Raw genomic sequence first — 17,496 nt, forward strand, 5'->3', positions numbered from 1 at the left:
AGCATGGTGGCCATGCGACCAGAGGCGGCTAGCCGGAGACGGACTGGTTGTACTGGCTGATCGTGTTCTTCAGCGTCCCCTCGGTGGCGTCGAGGGTCGCTTTCGGGTCCTTGCCCTGCAAGACGATCGCCTGCATCGCGTTTTCCACCGCTTTACGGGTCTGCGGCATCGTGCCGAGGTTGCAGCCCTGCGTGGCGGTGGTCAGCTTGGTCTGCTGCAGCTGCGTGATGGCGGTCTTGAACTGCGGCCGCTGCGCCACCCACTGCTGGTCGACGCTGGTGTTCAGCGCCGACTTGCTGATCGGGAAATAGCCGGTGGAGGTGTGCCAGGTGGCCTGCGAGTTGGCGCTGGCCAGATATTTCACGAACTCCCACGACGCCCGCTCGGTCTCCGGCTTCTTTTCCTTGCCGACGACCCACAGCGAGGCGCCACCGATGATCGGTCCGCCGGTGTCGGTCGGGTTGACCTTCGGATAGAAACCGGTGCCGATGTCAAACTTTCCCTTGGTGGCCTTGAGGAATCCACCGAGCGAGCCGGTCGACTCCAGCGTCATCGCCACCTTGCCGGCGGTGAAGGCGTTGTCGCCGTTCTCGGTGTTGCTGTCCAGCTTGAGCGCCAGGCCCTGGTTGACCATCTGCGTCCACCACTGCATGAGCTTGACGTGCGTCGGCGTGTCCAGCTTCACGCTGTCCGCGCGGCCGGTGCGGCCGTTGGCCGGCGCGCACATCTCCTCGTTCGCGGCGGCCGTCCACTGCTCGAAGAACCAGCCGTAGAGCGAGGCGCCGAAACCGTACTGGACGACGTTGCCAGCGGCGTCCTTGACGGTCAGCTTCTTGGCCGCCGCCATGATCTCGTCGAGGTTTTTCGGCGGGTTGTTGGGATCGAGGCCGGCCTTGGTGAAGGCGTTCTTGTTGACGTACATCAACGGCATGGAGGTGTTGAACGGCATCGAGTAGAGCTTCTTGTCGACGGTGTAGTAGCCGGCGATGTTGGGCTGGATGTCGGAGGTGTCGAACTTGTCCTTGTCCACGAACGACTGCACCGGCAGGATCGACTTGGAGTCGATCATGAAACGCGTGCCGATGTCGTAGACCTGCAGGATGTCCGGCGTCTGTCCGTTGCCCAGCGCGCTCTTGTACGCCGTCAGAGTGTCGTCGTAGGTGTTCTTGAACTGCAGGTTGACCTTGATCTTCCCGGCGTGCGCGGCGTTGAAGGCGTCGGTGAGCTTCTTCAGCGCCTCGCCGTTGGCGCCGGACATGGCGTGCCAGAAGGTGACGTTCACCAGGCCCTTGCCGTTCAACGCCTCCGCGCCTGGCGCCTCGGCGGTGCTGGAGTCGCCGCTGGACGCGGCCGAGCTGCACGCGCCCAACAGCGCCACCGCGGCGGCCATTGCCACGGCAAACTTGAATTTCCCGCGGGGGTGCAGGGGGCGCAGCCCCCTGACCGGGGTCTGGGGGTCGGACCCCCAGGGCAGTTGTCGCACTTTCCCCTCCGGTTTCGTGGGACTGATCATTTCACCGCGCCCGCGGTGAACCCCCGGATCAACCACCGCTGGCCCAGGATGACCAGCAGCAATGTCGGCACCAGGGTAATGGTGATCCCGGCCAGCAGAATGGCGGGGTCACCGAACTCGTTGCTCTTCAAGGCGAAAACCGCGGTCTGCAGAGTGTTCAGCGAATTGTCACCGGACGCGATGATCAGCGGCCAGAAATACATGTTCCAGCCCTGCAGGAAAGACCACACCGCGAGCGCGGTGAGCGACGGGCGTACGGCCGGCAACAGGATGGTGAAAAGAAACCGCAGGTGGCCGCAGCCGTCGATCTCGGCGGCCTGGCGCAGCTCGGTCGGAAACTGCCGGAACGCCTGCCGCATCAGGAAAACACCGAAGCCGACGGCCAGGAACGGCAGCACCAGCGCCAGCCGGTTGTCGCCGATGCCGAGGCTGCGGACGAAAAGCGCGTTGGGCACCACGATCGCCTCGTACGGCACCATGATCGTGGCCATGAAGATCCAGAACAGCAGCTTGCCGATCGGGTTGCGCATGAACACCAGCGAGTACGCGGCCAGGCACGAGGTGACCACCTGCGACACCATCATCACCACACCGACGAAAAGCGAGTTCACGAAGGCCGGCAGCAGCGGTACGGTCGTCTGCCGCATCGCGCTGAGATAGCTGTCCAGGGTGAAATGGCCGAACAGGTTCGGCGGTTGCTGCAACAGATCCGACGACGGCAGGAAACCGCCGACCACGGTCAGCAAAACCGGAAACAGCAGGACGATCGCGGCGACCACCAGCCAGACGTAGATGATCGTCGTGGACGTCTTGCTGGGCTGCGTTGCGCGGCTCACCGGTAGTGCACCCGCCTTTCGATGACACCGAACTGGACGACGGCGATCAGCACACCGACCACCAGCAGCACCAGGCCCTGTGCGCTGGCGAGGCCGAAATTGCTGTTGTTGTTATGGAAAGCGTTGTCGAAGATGGCGTAGACGAGCGTCGAGGTGGCGCCGTTGGGGCCGCCGTCGGTCATCACCTGCACTTGGCCGAGGCTTTGCAGCGCGGTCAGCGTCGTCGTGACGATCGCGAAAAACAGGCTGGGCGAGATCATCGGCAGCGTGACGCTGAAAAACTGCCGAAAGCCGGACGCCCCGTCGATGGTGGACGCCTCCAACACGTCCTCGTCGACACCGGCCAGGCCCGCGCTGAGCACCAGCAGGTTGAAGCCGGACACCATCCACACCGTCACACCGGCGACGGTGACCATCGCCCAGTTGGAGTCGGTGGTCCAGCCGGGAGCGGAGATGCCGACCAGCCGCAGGACCCAGTTGATCGGCGACATCGCCGGGTTGAGCATCAGCAGCCAGACCACGCTGGCGGTGGACGCGGAATAGGCGAACGGCAGGCTGAACAGCGTACGGAAAACCCGCATTCCTTTCAGCGGCTGCGAAATCGGCGCCGCGAGCGCCAGCGGCAGTACGACTCCGGCGACCACCACGATCGCGGTGAATTCGGCGGTTTGCAGCAGAATATGGCCGAATTGCGGCGTCAGCAGCTGCTGGAAATGTTGCAGGCCGACGAACCTGGTTGGGTTGCCGAGAATGTCGCTGCCACGGGTGGACAGGAAAATCGCCTGAAACAGCGGAAAGACGACGAACGTCCCCACGCCGGCGAGCGCCGGCACCACGAACAGCACCGCGAGCGCGATTTCGCGCGGGCTTCGGCGGCGTCGGTTTCGGCTGGTCAGCGCGGTTTTCTCGGTCGCTGGTGGGGTCAGTGCGATGGACACGGCTGGCGAGTCTGCGTCACGCAGCGTACCGGTTGGCGAAGCCGCGCTGTCCGTGTCGTGACGGCTGTCCGAACGGATCGCGTCGGGGGAGTCCCCAGAATTCACTCTTTTCGCCTTTTGTGTCGATGTGAATGCTCGTACAGAACGCGGAGTGTAGCCGCTCCGACCAGGGAGGACCGCCCTAGTCCGGAATAGGCAGGCCGGCGCGTACGGCGAAGACCACGAGCTGTGCGCGGTCGCGCGCGTTGAGCTTGACCATCGCGCGGCTGACATGGGTGCGTACGGTGTCCGGGCTGACCACGAGCGCGGCGGCGATCTCGGCGTTGGACCGGCCGGTCGCGACCCAGGCCATCATCTCGCGTTCGCGCGCGGTGAGGCTGTCCAGCGCCGGCGCCTCGCCGCGCTGCGGCACCTGGTGCGCGAACAGGCCGACCACGCGCCGCGTCACCGACGGCGACAGCAGCGCCTCACCGGCCGCCACCACGCGTATCGCGTGCACCAACTCGCCGGGGACGCTGTCCTTGAGCAGGAATCCGCTCGCTCCCGCCTGCAGTGCCTCGACCACATAGCCGTCGGTCTCGAAGGTCGTCACCATCACGACCCGCGTCGCGAGGCCGTCGTCGGCGGTGATCTGCCGCAACAGCTCCAGGCCGTCCATGCCCGGCATCCGGATGTCGGCGAGCAGCACGTCCGGCCGTTCGCGGCGCACCAGCTCGACCGCCGCGCGTCCGTTGTCGGCCTCGCCGACGAGGCGCAGGTCGGCCTCGCGTTCGATGAGTACGCGCAGGCCCATCCGGACGACCGGCTCGTCGTCGGCGATCGCCACGGTGATCGTCATCCGAGTGGCAGCCTTGCGCGTACGCGAAAACCGCCGGTGGCGACCGGACCGGCGGTGAACTCGCCGCCGGCCGACTCCACCCTGCTGCGCATGCCGGTCAGCCCTTGACCGGCTACCGGCTCTGTCGCCGGGGGACCCGTGTCGGTGATCTCCACGAGCAGATCTTCGTCCACCGCCGTCAGCCGCACCGACGCCGGTGCCGCGTCGGCGTGTCGAAGGACGTTGGTCAGCGACTCCTGGACGACGCGGTATGCGACGGTCGCCACCGCGGGCGGCAGCTCCGACACGTCGATGGCCAGGTCGACCGGCAGGCCGCCGGCGCGTACGCGCTCGACCAGGCCGCGTACGTCCGGCAGCGACTCGCCGCGCAAAGCCGCCAGACTCGCGCGCAGCTCGTCCAACGCGCGCGTGCTCGTCTCGCGGATCGCCGCCAGCGACTCGCGCACCTGGTCAGGCTGCTCGTCGAAGACGACCTCGGCGACGCCGGCCTGCATGGCGACCACCGCGAAGCCGTGACCAGCCACGTCGTGCACCTCGGCGGCCAGCCGCATCCGCTCCTCGAGCGCACCGCGCAGCAGCAGCTCCTTGCGGCTGCGCGCGTTGGCGGCGACGAGCGCGCCGAGCGACCACGGGATGATCAGCCAAGCCGGCCACAGCACCGCGAGCAAGGCCGGGGTGTGCACCGCCTCGACCAGAAACCGGGGCACCGCGGCGCCAACGGACAGCACCGCCATCACCGCCGTGACCAGCGCGGACAGCCGGACCGGCCGGAGCCGCGCCAGCTCGAAGACGGCCAGCATCATCGGCAGCTGGACCGGACCGTACGGCTGGTCGAGCAGCTGGTAGACGCCGTTGAGCGCGACGGTCGCGACGACCGTGACCACCGGAGCGGTCCGGTGCCAGGCCAGGGCCAAACCGGAGAGCGCGGCCAGCGTGAAGCCGGCGGCGTCGATCCGATGGCCCTGTCCCCACGCCGCCGGGACCGACGCGAGCACCAGCGCGACGGCGGCAGCGACCGCCACCGCCGCGTCGAGTGCTCGGATCCTCACCACCTCATGGTGCCGCAACCCGCTTCAGATAGCCGTGGATCGCCTCGGCCGAGCCGCTGATCGCGCCGACGTAGCCGTCCGGTCGTACGAGCACCAGCGCCGGCGCGGCGATGTCGTACGCGTCTGACGGCTCCATCGGCTGGACGCGTACGCCGGGCAGGTCGGGCGTGGCCATGCCGAAGGCCAGCAAGGTGAAGTGCGGTCCGCGGAGCACGTCGAACAGCCGCCGGCCGTCCGGCAGCGGCACGTCCGGCGCGCGGTCGCCGGCGCGCAGTCGTCCAGGCTCCGCGCGGTCGTCGAGCGCCAGCGGTCCGTGGCGATAGGTGATGTCGAGCTGGTGGATCGCCGGTGCCGGTTCGAGCGTCGGCCGGAAGTCGGCTTTGTGCAGCGTCGTACTCACGCCGAGCACCTGCGCCGCGACCGGCATCCGCTCGGCCTCGTACGTGTCGAGCAGCTCCTCCGGCGCGCCGGCCAGCACCGCGGCGAGCTTCCAGCCCAGGTTGTGCGCGTCCTGGACGCTGGTGTTCAGGCCCTGGCCGCCGGCCGAGGAGTGAACGTGCGCCGCGTCGCCGGCCAGCAGGACGCGGCCGAGGCGGAAGCGGTCGACCATGCGTACGTTCACCTTGTAGAGCGAAATCCACCGCAGGTCGGACAACTCGATGTCGTGCCGGCCGGACCGGTCCACCAGCAGCTGGCGCACCGACTCGATGGTGAGCGGCGGCACCTGGTCGGCCGGCATGTTCGTGACGAACTGGTAGTAGTGGCTGTCCGGCAGGTTCCACAGCGCGAATCGTTCCGTCACGTCGCCGGTTTTGCTGAGAATATGGCAGAAAACACCGTCGAGACCGGTCACGCGTACGTCCCCGATCAGCGTCCGCTCGGACGGAAACGTCTCGCCGGCGAAGCCGACGCCGGACGCCTTGCGGATCGTGCTGCGGCCGCCGTCGGCGCCGACCAGATAGTCGGCGCGCGCGGTCTCGGTGCTGCCGTCGCGCGTCACCGTGGCCGTGACACTTTCGTTGTCCTGATGGAAGTCTGTGACCTCCGCGCCGAAAACGACCTCGCCTCCCAGGCTCAGCAGGCGGTCGTACAGAATTTTGTCCGTGCGCCACTGGGGAATCAGCCGGTGCTGAGGTCCGTCCGGCACGGGTGTGCCGAACATCTCGGCGAGCGTACGCTCGGCGACGACCTCTTTGCCGCTATAGATCCGAAACGACGGGAACGGCATGCTGCCGTCGCGGATCTGCTCGCCGACACCGAGCAGATCGAAGACTTCCTGTGTCCGCGGGGTGAGGCCTTTTCCGCGCGATCCGACGAAAAGTCCGTCGGCCTTGTCGTACACGCGGCACGGCACGCCGCGGCTGACCAGCTCGCAGGCCAACGTGAGGCCGGTGGGTCCCGCCCCTGCGATAATGACTGTCATGATTTTCCTTTCCGTAAAAGGACAAGCAGCACGTCGTCGACCAGCCGCGCGATGAACGCGTCGTCCAGCTCCGCGCGTTGCAGGCGGTGCACGACCATCGCCTCGGCCACGTCGTGGACCAGCTCGGCGTCGACTCCGGGCGGCAGCTCGCCACGCTTCACGGCCCTGACGAGCGGGTCGTGGAACGGCGAGATCTCCTCGTTTTCCAGATGTTTCTTGAGAGCGCTGGCCAGCTGCGAGTCGGTGCGCATCAGCTGCGCCAGCTCCGCGTACACGGCGAGCGGAAACTCCGTCGCCTTGCGCCGTACCGTTTCCAGTGCGGCGATGAGGTCCGTACGCAGCGCGCCGGTGTCCGGCGCCGACGCGTTGAACGCCGCGTCGTGCGCGTCCAGTGCGGCTTTGACCAGCTCCGCTTTGTTGCTCCAGCGCCGATAAATCGTCGTCTTGCTGGCGCGCGCCTCGGCCGCCACCGCGTCGATCGTCAACGCCTCGTAGCCGCCGCTGGCGAGCAGCCGCATCGTCGCGTCGAGGATCGCGTCCTCGCGCGGCTTTCCTCGGACCATCATGAGTGGAAGTGTACGGTACGCGTATCGTACACTTCAAGAGGCGGACCCGCTGCGCGGCGAGAATGCCCGCTCGTGTAGTGTTCTCTGAGCTGAGCCCCCGTAGCTCAGGGGATAGAGCACCGCCCTCCGGAGGCGGGTGCGCAGGTTCGAATCCTGCCGGGGGCACCCAGACCAGGGAAATGGTCTCCCGCCGAGGTAACCCGTGAGCACCGCGCCGCGCCAGATGGGCGGGTGCGCAGGTTCGAATCCTGCCGGGGGCACCCAGACCAGGGAAATGGTCTCCCGCCGAGGTAACCCGTGAGCACCGCGCCGCGCCAGATGGGCGGGTGCGCAGGTTCGAATCCTGCCGGGGGCACCCAGACCAGGGAAATGGTCTCCCGCCGAGGTAACCCGTGAGCACCGCGCCGCGCCAGATGGGCGGGTGCGCAGGTTCGAATCCTGCCGGGGGCACCCAGACCAGGGAAATGGTCTCCCGCCGAGGTAACCCGTGAGCACCGCGCCGCGCCAGATGGGCGGGTGCGCAGGTTCGAATCCTGCCGGGGGCACCCAGACCAGGGAAATGGTCTCCCGCCGAGGTAACCCGTGAGCACCGCGCCGCGCCAGATGGGCGGGTGCGAATCCTGCCGGGGGCACCACACCAAAAGACCCTCACCAGCCGATACGCTGATGCCGCCCACCAACCTGGCGTGTTCGTCGTCCAGGCAGCTGACGTAGGTCTTCATGATCTTGTCCGCGTGGCCGACAATTGTCGCCGTCGGCGGGATAGCCCCTTGACGGAGCGGGCAGCCGAGCGTACGACATCGGTGGCTTCTGAAATCGATCCCCAAGGGAGCGCTGATGCGGCGTCGGACCTTTCTGCTGTCAGTGGTCGCGGCCAGCGCCGCGTTACCGGCACTTGGGACATCCGCCGCCTCCGCGACCACGACGTGCGCCGGTCTGCAGTTGCTGAGCGGACCGGAATTTCCCATCGGCGCCTTCTGGCCGCCGTCGATGCAGCCGCGGTTCAACTCCCTCGATCGCTTTCAGGAAATGAAAGACGCCGGGTTCACGTTCTCGTTTGTCGGTGCGGGTGACTCCGACGACCCCGCGTACGTTGGGTCGAGCCTCGATTTCGCCGCCAGGGTGGGCCTGAAGGCGCTGGTGGTGAACGGGCCGGACCGCGCACTGCAGGTGGCCGACACCTACCAGAGTTACCAATCCTTCGCAGGGTTCCGGCTGTCCGACGAACCAGGTCCGGATCAGTTCGGTTCGCTGGCCAACGGGCTGGCGGCCGTGCGCTCGAAGGTGCCGGGTTTGTTGCCGTACATCAATCTCTATCCACAAGACGGTGACGGGTTCCGCGCGTACGTGCAGGGTTTCATCAACACCGTGCGACCAGTGATGCTTTCCTACGACAGCTATCCGCTGTTTGCAGACGGATCCGACGACCCGAACTACTTCTCCCGATGGCAGATCTTCCGCGCGATCGGCCTGGGCAGCGGATTGCCGACCTGGCACTACATCCAGAGCATCTCCTACAATGGCCACCGGTTGCCGACCGCGCCGGAGTTGGCTTGGCAGATCAACGTCAACCTCGCGTACGGCTGCAAGGGCATCCAGTATTTCTGCTACTGGCAGCCACCGAACACCAATGAAACCTTCGGTCCGGCGCTTATCGACTACGACGGTGACCGCACCGCGTTGTACGACGCGGCCAAGGCGTTCAACCTCGGTTGGCTCGCACCCGTCGGTGCCGAACTGAAGCCGTTGGTCTCCGAAAAGGTGACACATGCCAACGAATCCCCGCTGCCGGCTGGGACGCTCGGATTCACCGCGGATCCCTATGTGACCGGCACCTCCGGCAGCGCGGTGATTGTGTCGCGATTCCGTGCTGTCGCGCGAGGGCAGCGGACCCGCTGGCTGTTGTTGGCCAACCGATCCCACAATGCCGTCGCGCGCACGAATGTCGCGATCAACACGGCAACCGTGTCCAGCGTGTCACGGTTCGATCCGGCCACGCGTACGTACAACCCGGACAGCACGACGGTCTCCGTATCGCTGGATCCTGGCGCGGCGGCTCTCTATCGCCTCGACGCCTCAGGTGAATGGCTGGATCCGCAACTCCATCTCGTTCTGGTCGGCAATGGCGCTGTTTACCACGCACTCCAGGAAACGGCCGGCGGTTGGGACGGGCCAAACGAGCTCGGCGATGCCAGCCGGTTGGTTGCCACCGCGGAGGTCAATGCCGAGCTGCACGTCGTCGAAATCGACGGCAACACGATGTATCACCGCATACGATTCATCGACGGCAGCTGGGCTCCACACAACGCGTTCGTCACGATGAGCGGAATCAGCTCGGTTGCGGCGGCATCGGTGGCCGGCGAGCTGCACGTCGCGCTCGTGACCAATCGCGTTGTCTATCACGCGATCCGGCACGCCGACGGCACCTGGGACGGATTCAACCGTCTCGGTGACGCCGCCGATCTCATCGCGATCGCCGAGGTGGACGGAGAGCTGCAGGTCGCCGAAATCGACGGAAACTCGATCTATCACCGCGTACGATCGGCGGATCGCAATTGGAGCAGCCGAAACCTGCTGGCCAGTCTCGGATCGGTCACCTCCGTCGCGGCGACCGGAGCCGGCCGCGAACTGATCCTCGGCATCGTGGCGGCCGGAAACCTCTGCTATTCGGTCAAGCATGCGGACGGCAGCTGGATTTTTCCCACCGCGACCGGAGACGTGGCGGCTCAGGTTTCGGTGGCGATGGTCGGCGGCGAAGTCGCCTTCATCTTCACCGCGAATGATGGCCTCCAGCAACGAATCCGTCACTCTGACGGCGGTTTCGGTGCCGTGAGTGCCATCGCGACACCGGTGCGTCCGACCGCACTTGCCGCGACCGGTCGTTCACCCGATCCCTGCGCATAATTCCTTTTCCGCGCCGCATCACACCGTCGTCGACCGCGCGGATCGACCGAAGACGACGCCGAGAATGATCATCGCTACGCCGAGGCCGAAGTGCAGCCAGTTGTCGGCGGTGTTGATCGGAACGAAGTTCGCCATGCTCGCTTGGTCGATCACCAGACCGTAGATCCACAGGATCAGGTAGACGATGCCTCCGCCGATCAGGAACCAGTATGCGCCGGTCATGGTGCGGGCCAGGACCAAGCCGACGACGCCGAAAGCCAGGTGCACGATGTTGTGCAGCACCGAAACGGTGAACAGGCCGAGCAACATGGCGCCGGAGTGATGGCCGGCGAACATCAACATCCCGTAATTGCTCGTCACACCGGGAATGAACCCCAGCACACCGACCAGCAGAAACGCCGCCGACACGATGGTGGCGACCAACCGGATCGGGGCGAGCCGGCTTGTCGTGGTGGCCATGGCAATCATCTCCTCAACACTGGATGGAAGAACCGGAACAACCCGGCTGCGCGATGTCACCCGCTGAGCCGTTCTGTCATTCGCCTCACATACGCGTTCGTAGCAGCGGCACATTTGGATGGGACCGAGGCTGTAGGCCGGGGCACCCAGAACGAGGGACCTCCCGCCGAATCGCTCCGCTTTATCGCTCCCACGCGTGACTGGCTCTTGTCGTCGTGCCGCGCATCGCATACCCTCATCTTCCAAATCACAAGGCTATCTTCGATATACAAGAGAAAGGTTTCACCTCGCCGGCATGGCTGTAGCCGGAAATGTCCGGATCTCGAGGTTTTGGCTGTGTGGAGGTGCGATGCGACGCGTACGAATGCTGGTGGCGGCGCTGATCGCGGTGATGGTGTGTGTCGCCTCGGTCGGCCCGGCCGGTGCCAGTCCGGCAGGTGGGACGTTCCGTAACCCGATCAAGTTGAACGCGCCCGATCCGCAGATCGTCTACACCGGCGGCTACTACTACTTGACGTACACGCAGGGCGATGTCATCACGTTGACGCGGGCGAGGTCGGTCAAGGGGCTCGCTACGGCGACGCCGACCAAGGTCTGGGACGGTGCCAGTGGCGCGGCGATGGGTGCCTGTTGTGACATCTGGGCGCCGGAGCTGCACCAGATCGGGAATCGTTGGTATATCTACTACACGGCCGACGCGAGCAGTGGTGATTTCGGCAGCCACAACATGTACGTGCTGCAGTCCGCCGGCAGCGACCCGCTCGGACCGTACACGAACCACCAGTTGACCAGCGACGGTGCGTTTTCCATCGACGGTACGGTGCTGCAGCAGCCCAACGGTTCGCTTTATCTGATCTGGTCCCGGATTCCACCCGGCGACCCGAACAACGAGCAGGACATCGTCATCGCGCCGATGAGCGACCCGGTGACCGTCAGCGGCCCCTTCGCCACCCTGTCCCGGCCGACCAACACCTGGGAGCAGAGCCGCGGCTGGGTCAACGAGGGCCCGACCGTGCTGCAACACGGCGGAAAGACCTACATCGTGTTCTCGGTCAGTGGCTGCGCCTCGCCTGATTACGGCCTGGCGATGCTGACCCTGACCGGCGGCGATGTCCTGGATCCAGCGGCGTGGACCAAGTCGTCATCGAAGGTTTTCGCGCGCGCGGACGACAACTGGGTGTACGGACCCGGCCACAACAGCTTCTTCACCTCTCCGGACGGCACCGAGGTGTGGAACGTCTACCACGCGGTCGGCAACTCCGCCGGAAGCTGCGACGACGACCGATCCGCCCGCATACAGCGGGTCAACTTCCGTGCCGACGGCACACCCGACTTTGGCATACCAGCGGCCACCTGGCAGACACTCGCCCTGCCCTCCGGTGACCCCGATCTAGCGACGGTGCCTACGGGCACGTACCGGCTGACGCCGCAACACGACACCGGGAGGGCACTGGATGTCGGCGGCTGCGTGACGACACCCAACGCCACAGTGGACACCTACAACTACTGGGGTGGCGCCTGCCAGAAATGGAACATCACCCCGGCAACCGGCGGCGCGTACAAGATCACCGCGGTGAACAGCGGTCTGGCGCTGGAGGTGCTGGGCTGCAACCCGGCCCGCGCATCACAGGTCGATGTGTATCCCTACCGCTCCGGCGACGCCTGCCAGCAGTGGTATCTCGACCCGGTCGGCGACGGGTCGTACCGTATCAGTCAACAGTCCACCGGACAGGCCCTGGACGTGGGCGGATGCACCAAGAACGAGGTGAACCCCGTCGACATCTGGCCATACTGGGCCACCGGCTATGGCACCTGCCAGCAGTGGCGGCTCGACCCCGTCTGACCGCTGTCGACGGCAGCGGCCGAGGGCCGGGGGAGTGCAGCCAGATGATTTGATCAGTTGCGGCGCGCTCGTCAGGTTGGCGACGAAGCTGTTCTGGAAACGCAGCGAGATATCGCAGTCCGCGGCTTTGGCCGACATCCTCGGTCGCGGCGGATCCGCATTTCTCGCGCCGCATCACGCAGTCAGGCCGACGCCGGCGGACATTTCCTTGGGCGGCGGCGCTGGCGCCCGATCAGTGGTGGCGGCTCTCAGAGCGTCTCGCATCAGCCGGTGAAACGTGTAGCGATCTGGTCCCTGTTCGATCACCACGTTGTCCTCGACCAGTACGTCCAGCCATCGCCTCGCGCGCGAAAGGTCATAGCCACCAAGCGTGGCCAACACGCGGGCGTCGAAGGCCTCGGTGCGGCGGAGGCTGAGTTCTTGGAGAATCCCGCGCTGAGCGGCGGAGAACTTACCGAAAGACTGGCCGAGGGTTTCGCTGACACTGCGATCGCCGAGCACCAACTCGGCCAGGCGAGAAGAGTCACGTGCCAAACGCGCCGCCTGGTGCGTGACCGTCCACGACGGCCTACTGCGCAATCGAGCGCCGGCAATGCGGATTGCCAATGGCAGATAGCCACACATTTCGGTGACGATGTCGATATCGCGATCGGTGGTAGCGCCAGGTGCGATGCGGGCCACGCGCATGAACAGGCAAGCCGCCTCCGCAGGTGTGAGTACGTCCAGGGAAATGGTCGTGTCCGCGTCGAGGTCCGCGAGCTTTTTCCTGCTTGTCACCAACACCATGGACGCGCCGGCGCCGGGCAGCAGGGAGCGGATCTGATGCGAGTGTGTCGCGTCGTCGAAGATCACCAACATGTGCCGGGTGGCCATGACGGCGCGCCACAGAAGCATGCGGTCCGCGATGCTGTCGGGGACACGGTCATCGGCGACTCCCACTCGGCGCAACAATGACGCGAGGACCGCCGCCGTCGACGGTGGTCGCGCGTCCGACGCGTGTGCGCGCAGCTCGGTATAGAGAATTCCGTCCCGGAAATGGTCACCGACGCGATGGGCCGCATGGACGACCATGGCGGTTTTTCCGATGCCTGCCATCCCGTCGACGCAGAGGAGACCAACGGTGTCCGCCGCGGCCTTCTGGCTGGCGACGGTTGCCTGCGTGAGTTGAGCCAATGGTGATTCTCTGCCGACGAAATCGGTGATCCCCGCCGGCAGTTCGTTGGTCCGCGCCCTGGTCGCCGCCGACCGATCGTCCTGCCCACAGGCATTGTCCTGCGTACCGGCCGACTGGGAATAGGTCGGATAGGCGGCTCGCATGAGCTCGGTGAACCGTGGACGCGAAAGGTCAAGTGCGTCCGCCAGCGCCCGCATCGACTGCCGGTATGGCACAAGGGTGCGGCCACGCTCTATGTCCCCCAGAGCGCGAAGGCTGAGTCCAGCCTTTGTCGCGAGTTCGTCCTGGGTCATGCCGGCGGCCAGTCGCAACCTGCGCAACAGTTCGCCCAACGCCGCGGGTGGTTGTGCGGTAACGTCCACAGTAACCATGGTCTTTATGCCATTTCTGGGAAATGCCGCCGGTCGGTGACCAGACGGTGCTTGACGCGCCTCGGTGCTCCGAAGCCCGTTGATGGCGACTTGGGAAGATCAGACATGAATGTCTCCGCCGCTCGCCGCACTCCGAGCGAATTGGCGCGTGAGGCGGTGAAACGCGTATCGTCCTGATGGTTCGGCGGTCAGGAAGTTGCCGTCCACCAGTGCATCGAGGATGTCCTCGATTCTGCCGTGTTCAACGCCAGCAAGGATCGCCGCCGAACCGGCATCGAAGGTCGGCTCCGGGTGGAGGCTGAGGCGATGAACCAATCCGCGGTAGGCCACCGGAAGCGTCCGGAATGACGAGGCGAGACTCGCGCGTACGCTCAGACCGTCCGCGGCGAGCTCTCCGAGTGCGCCGACAGGGTCCGCGAGTCGCGCGGCGAGATCGGCGGGGTCGAGCCGCTCTCGCAACAGGGAGGCGCAAATCCTCAGTGCCAGCGGCAGGTTTCCACATGCGTGGACGATCGAGAAAACGGTCGCGTCCGCGTCCAGGCCGGCGATCCCGGCGGCTTCGGTGAATGTCATGAACAGCTGAATGGCCTCTGCGCTCGACGGTACGTCCAGATGGAACGCCGTCGCGGTGTCCAGAGCCGACAGCTTTCGCCGGCTGGTGACCAGGACGAGGCAACGGCCGGCACCGGGCAGCAGCGGCCGCACTTGGGCCGGATCGAGTGCGTCGTCCAGAATCACGATCATCCGGCGATCCGCCATTTCGGCGCGCCAGCGCAACACGCGGTCATCGAGCCGGTCCGGGATGTCCGCCCGATCGACTCCCACGCGGCGGAGCAGGGATGTCAGGGCGTTCGTCGTGGGCAACGGCGGATGGTCAGGTGTGTGGCCGCAGAGGTCGATGTACGCGATTCCGTCGGGGAAACAGTCGCGGAGAAGCCGCGCGAGGTGAGTGACGACCGCTGTCTTTCCGACCCCGGCCATTCCCTCGACGACATATATCGCGACCGTGTTGCCAGGTCTCCCAGATGCCTCAATTATCGTACGAAGAAGCCCCGCGAACTCGCCTTCGCGCCCGATGAATTCAGGTGCGCCGGACAGCAGGTTGCGCTCGGGCCGGCAAAGCTGTTCGTTGTCCCGGCCGAGTGCCTGAAGGTCGTCGTTGAGGGAAATGGGAGGGCGAGCCGCGGTCATCAACGCGCTGGCAGGCGCCGCCGGCAACGAAAGTGCGCTCGCGAGCGAACGCACGGACGTGGGATGCGGCCGTCTGGTGCGACCGGTCTCCATGTCGCTGACGGCCCGCGGTGACAGGCTTGCGTGCAGAGCGAGCGCCTCCTGGGACATCCCGGCCGCCTGCCGCAGCCTTTTCAGCAACTCCGCAAATGCCGGATGGGAGGGCAATGATGGTTCAGGGGTCGTGGCGTCGGTCAACGGAACAGTCTTTCTGATGGGCGCACATCATGTCGGCGGTCTGGGTACGCATTATGAGACCTACGGTTCCTGCGCCGCGGTGGAAAGGAACGCCGCCATCCAGACGAGCGCGGAGTTCCAGTTGATGGCTATTTCGTTGGTCGAGTACGACTGAATGTCGTCGACATAGCAGAGCTGCGGAGCGCATCCGGCCAGGTGGGCGGCGGCGTATGGGTCCTGCAGGCCAGGATTCGCGCCGCCGGCGAGCGATCCGACTGGAGGTGCCGGCAGCGCTGGATTGAGCTCGTGCGCATAGATACGGGTGTGCTGATTGTGCGAGCTGTTCTCGCCCCATCCCGTGACATAGGACTGGTTGAGTGCGTTGCGGCCTAAGACATAGTCCATGGCCTGGACGGCTCCGGCGCGATACCGTCGGTCCTTGGTCAGGTCGTACGCGGTGGCGATGACGATCGCGTTGTTGATGACCGCGCTGTTGCTTCCCCATACATAGCCGGTGGCGGGCAACGGCAATCCGTACGCCTGGCCGTTCAGGGTGCCGAGGAGCCTCGTCGCCGCGGCAGCCACCGATGCCCGCGCGAGGTGTCTTTCCGAGATCGGCAACAGACTCGGAACGGTCGCCAGGTCCAGCCGCCCGAGTGCGGCGGTGCGCCCCCAGGAGAATTCCCGCGTGAACACGTCGTCATCGTGATGGGACGAGGAGACGACGTCAGCGAGATATGCCGGTTCGGCCGTCGTGATGGCCAACTCCGCCGCGGCCCAGTAGAACTCGTCGCTGACGTCAGCGTCGTCGTACGCGCCGCCGCCGATGTTGTCGTCGCCGGCGGCGATCATGTTCGCGTGCGTTTTTGCCGCCGTGTAGGCGATACGCGCGGCGTGCAGGCAGGTGTTCGCGAACGTGTCGTCGTATGGCCGGAACAGCCTGGCGGCCTGTGCCGCGACCGCGGCGAGGTTGAGTGTGGCCGCGGTCGAGACCTGATGCAGTTCGCGCGGCATCGGGTCGTCCTGGGGCTGTGTGGGCAACGCGGTCCACTGGTTGTCGTGGACCTTGTGGTGGGCCATGCCCGCGTACGGCCTGCCGGCCGGCACCTGCATCCGCAGCAGGAATTCGACCTCCCAGCGCGCTTCGTTCAGGATGTCCGGGACACCGTCGTGGTGTTCGGGAACGCTCAGCGCACCGTCGCCGAAAATCCCACCCGGATCACGGACATGTGTGCCACGCTCAAAAGCGCTGAGTAGCTGATAACCGGAGATGCCGCCGTTGACCACATATTTGCCGTGGTCGCCGGCGTCGTACCAGCCCCCACGTACGTCCTGCCGGTAGTCGCAGACACCTGGCTGGCAGGGCACCTCGGTGTCGCCGCGATTGGGAGCCAGGCCGAGGTGCCCGGCCGGCCGGGCATACGCGGCGCCGGCCAGCGACGCGTCGATCGCGATCCCGCTTCGCTGGAGATAGAAAAACCGCATGGAGTCGGCAAAAAGGCGGTCATAAATCGTTCTGCCGATGCTGAACGGATAGCTGGCCTTGTCGGCGACTGCCAGCGAATATCCCCGACCGGGTCGCCGGAATGTGTCGAACGCGATCGTCTGGACGTTGTGCCCCGACGCCCGATCGATGCCACGTTCTGTTGTCAGGCCGGTGGTGACCGTCCGACCGGCCGCGTCCCGCAGCCGCCACATCAGGGGAGTGGTCGCCGCGGTGACCACGGTGGCGCGCTTGGGGCCGGCCGGCAGATAGCCGACCTGGTTGACCATGACGCTGTCCACCCTGGCGCTCGCCGGTCGACCCTCCGGCGCTGGACCTGGTCGGGTGGCCGCCGAGGTGGCGTCCTGAATCGAGCTCCCGACCAGCACAGCGATGCCGGCGGCGGACGCGACGACCGTGGTCCATCGGCGCCTGGTTCTCCTCATGGGCATCTGAAACCCTCTCGATGTGGAGCGCTCCCATGTCGTCGCCGCCTCGTCGGCCTCAACAGTTACGAATCTTTACAACGTCGTAATGGGAGCGCTCCCAACAGCATGTCGCAAACTGCCCAACGAGGCAACTATCCGTTTCGAATCGCCTCCGGAAACGAAACTGTCCGTAAGCTCATGAGAGCCAAGGTTGCCTGTCGCGTCGGCTGCTCGCGTCCTCCACCGACAGACAAATGCGCGTAC

General features: G+C 65.9%; 13 protein-coding genes and 1 tRNA gene. 3 read left to right on the forward strand and 11 right to left on the reverse strand.

Going from position 1 to position 17,496, the window contains the following annotated elements; genetic code table 11:
- Positions 1 to 28 precede the first annotated feature (28 nt).
- The 7 genes from GNX95_RS23290 to GNX95_RS23320 all read right to left on the reverse strand — a co-directional run bounded on the left by GNX95_RS23290 (position 29) and on the right by GNX95_RS23320 (position 7,163).
- Positions 29 to 1,390, reverse strand: a complete 1,362-nt coding sequence (locus GNX95_RS23290) for an ABC transporter substrate-binding protein (protein WP_163509506.1) — start codon at positions 1,388 to 1,390, stop codon at positions 29 to 31.
- 119 nt (positions 1,391 to 1,509) lie between these two features.
- Complete coding sequence (locus GNX95_RS23295; RefSeq protein ID WP_163509507.1) at positions 1,510 to 2,349, reverse strand: carbohydrate ABC transporter permease; 840 nt, start codon at positions 2,347 to 2,349, stop codon at positions 1,510 to 1,512.
- Positions 2,346 to 3,287 carry a carbohydrate ABC transporter permease gene (locus GNX95_RS23300; protein ID WP_222853834.1) on the reverse strand — a complete coding sequence of 314 codons (942 nt, stop codon included), beginning with the start codon at positions 3,285 to 3,287 and terminating at the stop codon, positions 2,346 to 2,348. Before GNX95_RS23300 ends, GNX95_RS23295 begins: the two co-directional genes overlap by 4 nt.
- Before the next feature lie 181 nt (positions 3,288 to 3,468).
- Positions 3,469 to 4,125: a response regulator gene (locus GNX95_RS23305; RefSeq protein WP_163509509.1), complete on the reverse strand. Its 657-nt coding sequence runs from the start codon at positions 4,123 to 4,125 to the stop codon at positions 3,469 to 3,471.
- Complete coding sequence (locus tag GNX95_RS23310; RefSeq protein ID WP_163509510.1) at positions 4,122 to 5,174, reverse strand: sensor histidine kinase; 1,053 nt, start codon at positions 5,172 to 5,174, stop codon at positions 4,122 to 4,124. The genes GNX95_RS23305 and GNX95_RS23310 overlap by 4 nt, the downstream gene beginning before the upstream one ends.
- A 4-nt stretch (positions 5,175 to 5,178) precedes the next feature.
- Positions 5,179 to 6,597, reverse strand: a complete 1,419-nt coding sequence (locus GNX95_RS23315; protein WP_163509511.1) for an FAD-dependent monooxygenase — start codon at positions 6,595 to 6,597, stop codon at positions 5,179 to 5,181.
- The gene (locus GNX95_RS23320) at positions 6,594 to 7,163 is read right to left on the reverse strand and encodes a TetR/AcrR family transcriptional regulator (protein ID WP_163509512.1); all 570 of its coding nucleotides are present in this window, start codon (positions 7,161 to 7,163) and stop codon (positions 6,594 to 6,596) included. Before GNX95_RS23320 ends, GNX95_RS23315 begins: the two co-directional genes overlap by 4 nt.
- 93 nt (positions 7,164 to 7,256) lie before the next feature.
- Here GNX95_RS23320 and GNX95_RS23325 point away from each other — a divergent pair.
- Both GNX95_RS23325 and GNX95_RS42235 read left to right on the forward strand, forming a co-directional pair.
- Positions 7,257 to 7,328: transfer RNA gene (locus GNX95_RS23325), tRNA-Arg, on the forward strand.
- 672 nt (positions 7,329 to 8,000) lie between these two features.
- Positions 8,001 to 10,067 (forward strand): hypothetical protein, encoded by a 2,067-nt coding sequence (locus tag GNX95_RS42235; RefSeq protein ID WP_187369677.1) that lies wholly within the window; start codon positions 8,001 to 8,003, stop codon positions 10,065 to 10,067.
- 18 nt (positions 10,068 to 10,085) lie between these two features.
- Here the strand turns inward: GNX95_RS42235 and GNX95_RS23335 are convergent, their stop codons facing one another.
- Positions 10,086 to 10,526, reverse strand: a complete 441-nt coding sequence (locus tag GNX95_RS23335; RefSeq protein ID WP_425483910.1) for a DUF4383 domain-containing protein — start codon at positions 10,524 to 10,526, stop codon at positions 10,086 to 10,088.
- 349 nt (positions 10,527 to 10,875) lie between these two features.
- Here GNX95_RS23335 and GNX95_RS23340 point away from each other — a divergent pair, with 349 nt between their 5' ends.
- Positions 10,876 to 12,369 carry a family 43 glycosylhydrolase gene (locus tag GNX95_RS23340; protein WP_163509514.1) on the forward strand — a complete coding sequence of 498 codons (1,494 nt, stop codon included), beginning with the start codon at positions 10,876 to 10,878 and terminating at the stop codon, positions 12,367 to 12,369.
- 174 nt (positions 12,370 to 12,543) lie between these two features.
- On the opposite strand, the gene GNX95_RS23345 is transcribed toward GNX95_RS23340, so the two are convergent.
- The 3 genes from GNX95_RS23345 to GNX95_RS23355 all read right to left on the reverse strand — a co-directional run bounded on the left by GNX95_RS23345 (position 12,544) and on the right by GNX95_RS23355 (position 17,250).
- Positions 12,544 to 13,905, reverse strand: a complete 1,362-nt coding sequence (locus GNX95_RS23345) for an XRE family transcriptional regulator (RefSeq protein WP_163509515.1) — start codon at positions 13,903 to 13,905, stop codon at positions 12,544 to 12,546.
- 108 nt (positions 13,906 to 14,013) lie between these two features.
- Positions 14,014 to 15,342 (reverse strand): helix-turn-helix domain-containing protein, encoded by a 1,329-nt coding sequence (locus GNX95_RS23350; protein ID WP_343034936.1) that lies wholly within the window; start codon positions 15,340 to 15,342, stop codon positions 14,014 to 14,016.
- A 60-nt stretch (positions 15,343 to 15,402) separates the two neighbouring features.
- Complete coding sequence (locus GNX95_RS23355) at positions 15,403 to 17,250, reverse strand: glycoside hydrolase family 9 protein (protein ID WP_222853835.1); 1,848 nt, start codon at positions 17,248 to 17,250, stop codon at positions 15,403 to 15,405.
- Positions 17,251 to 17,496: the final 246 nt, after the last annotated feature.

Origin of the sequence: Fodinicola acaciae (assembly GCF_010993745.1) — a bacterium.
Taxonomy (GTDB): Bacteria; Actinomycetota; Actinomycetes; order Mycobacteriales; family HKI-0501; genus Fodinicola; species Fodinicola acaciae.